Here is a 2,552-nt window from a genome sequence, read left to right on the forward strand (position 1 = left end):
GTGAAGCTCGGACGCGCAGGGCGGACGGCGGCTGGATCGGAGCGCTCCTCGCCCGCGAGCAGGGCGGCGGCGTGGTCGAACAGGCCCGCCGCGCTCTCTTCGTCCACCCGGAACGCCACGCGTTCACCCAGGCAGCGCTCCAGCTCCAACAGGCGGGCCAGCTTCTCGCCCGGAGCCAGCCGGTTGTTCACGGTCACGATGGTGAAGCTGCCGTAGGCGGCTGCCAGGACCAGCATCACGTACAGGGGGCAATTAGGCAGGTCAACCGCGATGCAGCCGCCGCGCTGCACGCCCTTCGACTGCAGGTAGCGGGCGAGGGCAGCCGCGAGCATGCGCACCTCGCGGTACGAATACGGCGCCTCCTGACCCGCCCCGTCGACGTACGTGAAGCACGTCCGCTGCGGGTATCGGCGAACCATGCTCTCGAATGCGCTGATCATCGCCTACCCGTTCCTGATTCCTGCCTCGCATCCTGTCTTGCTCCCGGGAAGCCGCCCCGCCGAGCTGCACGACGCTTCCCTGACGACCCTGCCCGACCCTACGGAAATTTCGGGAACTGCGTGAAGTCGGGCGCGCGCTTCTCCTTGAACGCGTCGCGGCCCTCCTTCGCCTCGTCGGTGGTGTAGTACAGAAGCGTCGCGTCGCCGGCGAGCTGCTGGATGCCTGCCAGGCCGTCGGTGGCCGCGTTGAACGACGCCTTCATGAAGCGCAGCGCCGTGGGGCTCAGGCGCAGCATCTCGCGCGCCCAGCTCACGCACTCCGCCTCCAGCTGGTCGAACGGCACCACCTTGTTCACCAGGCCCATCTCCAGCGCCTCCGCGGCCGTGTACTGGCGGCAGAGGTACCATATCTCGCGCGCCTTCTTCTGGCCCACGATGTTGGCCAGATAGCCCGCGCCGTAGCCCGCGTCGAAGCTGCCCACCTTGGGACCGGTCTGGCCGAACTTGGCCGTGTCGGCCGCGAGCGACAAGTCGCACAGGATGTGCAGCACGTGGCCGCCGCCGATGGCATAGCCGTTCACCATGGCGATGACGGGCTTGGGCACCACGCGGATGAGGCGCTGGAGGTCCAGCACGTTGAGGCGCGGGATGTTGTCCTCGCCCACATAGCCGCCGTTGCCGCGGATCTTCTGGTCGCCGCCGGAGCAGAACGCCTGGTCCTCGGGGCGCCCCTCGTGGTTGGCGCCCGTGAGGATGATGACGCCGATGGCCGCGTCGTCGCGCGCGACCGTGAACGCGTCGTAGAGCTCGTTCACGGTGAGCGGGGTGAAGGCGTTGCGGCGCTCGGGCCGGTTGATGGTGATCTTGGCGATGCCATCGCAGGTTTCGTAGATGATCTCGCGGTATGCCTTGCCCGCCTGCCACGCGGTATCGCCCATGGCCGTCCTTTCGTTGCGCGCCCCGATCGTCCGAGCACGCCTGTTAGGGAAGAATGTTCGGTAGGATGAGCATATACTAACGCGCCCCGAAGCCTGAAACAGCCGAACGCAGAATAATTCCGAAAAAGAACGGTGGCCGTCAACGAAAACATGAAGACGGAACAGGCGCTCCTTCCCCCGGCACGTCTCTGCAGGACCGCACCAGTCAACGCACGGAAGGACGGCGAATCTCACAGCGGCAGGCGGAGGCGAAAAAAGCCCGGCCCGGTCGTACTATAATGGTGCCCGCACCCGCCGAAAGCCCGAGCGAGGAGGTCCGATGTACGTCGAACCGAAGGATTCCCGACAACGCTGTACCAAAGAGCGCCTGTTCGCGTCGTTCGAGCGGGCGTTGCAGAGCAAGGCCGTGTCGGACATCACGGTAAGCGAGGTCTGCAGCGACGCGGGCATTTCGCGCAAGACGTTCTACAAGTACTACTCGGATCCGTTCGCGCTGTTGCTGGCCATGCAGGATGACCTGTTCGCCGGGTTGGGGCAACGCTTGACTAAGCTACCGCCCGACGTGTACGTCATCTCGTCGGATATCATCGACTTCGTGGCCGAGCATCGCGTGGTGGCGAAGGCGGTATTCGAGAACCGTGGCGAGGGAAACCTCATCGATCGCGTGCTCGCCTACCTGCATGCCACCTATCACGAAAGCTGGGAGCAGGCGAACCCCGACATGTCCGAGCAGGCGGTGGAATTCCTGTTCCACTACGTTACCTCCGGCTGGGTGGGCATCGTCAGGCTCTGGCTCTTCCAGCACCCCGATCTAGAAGTAGGAGAGGTCAAGGCGCAGGCCGAGAGCCTGTTGAAGCTGACGACGCCCCGCGCCTAGGGGGCGCGCTTCTGCGTCCCGGACACGCGAATAACCGCCGTGCGCAGAGGCCCGCAGCGCCCGCCCCCCACCGCCGCCCGCGCCTTTGCCTTTTCGCCCGGTACGCAGGCGGCCCCGCAGCAGCGCGATGCTATCCGGGAAAGCCCTCGAGGGCGCGCAGGTAGGCCGCAGGCTCCTCGAGATGGACGTTGTGGCCCGCTCCGGCCACGACACGTACCTCGCACAAGCCCTCTTCCTCCAAGTCCTCGGCAAGCGCGCGGTACTTCACGTCGCGCGCACCGGCGATATACCGCACCG

At 66.1% G+C, this 2,552-nt stretch carries 3 protein-coding genes; 1 reads left to right on the plus strand and 2 read right to left on the minus strand.

What is annotated here, in order from left to right:
* On the minus strand, positions 1-440 hold a 440-nt coding region (locus GPA_RS17550), incomplete at its 3' end, for an AMP-binding protein (protein ID WP_041239609.1).
* Between the two features lie 98 nt (positions 441-538).
* Entirely contained in the window at positions 539-1,378 is an 840-nt protein-coding gene (gene menB / locus GPA_RS12655) for a 1,4-dihydroxy-2-naphthoyl-CoA synthase (protein WP_015540104.1), read from the minus strand.
* A gap of 319 nt (positions 1,379-1,697) precedes the next feature.
* Here menB and GPA_RS16940 point away from each other — a divergent pair, with 319 nt between their 5' ends.
* On the plus strand, positions 1,698-2,255 hold the full coding sequence (locus tag GPA_RS16940) for a TetR/AcrR family transcriptional regulator (RefSeq protein ID WP_015540105.1): 558 nt from the start codon (positions 1,698-1,700) through the stop codon (positions 2,253-2,255).
* The last annotated feature ends 297 nt before the right edge of the window (positions 2,256-2,552 follow it).

This window comes from Gordonibacter pamelaeae 7-10-1-b (genome assembly GCF_000210055.1).
Classification (GTDB): domain Bacteria; phylum Actinomycetota; class Coriobacteriia; order Coriobacteriales; family Eggerthellaceae; genus Gordonibacter; species Gordonibacter pamelaeae.

What these genes read in the sequence shown, in the direction of transcription:
- menB (WP_015540104.1), bottom strand. Translation starts at nt 1,378, where the DNA reads ATGGGCGATACCGCGTGGCAGGCGGGCAAGGCATACCGCGAGATCATC.
- GPA_RS16940 (WP_015540105.1), top strand. Translation starts at nt 1,698, where the DNA reads ATGTACGTCGAACCGAAGGATTCCCGACAACGCTGTACCAAAGAGCGC.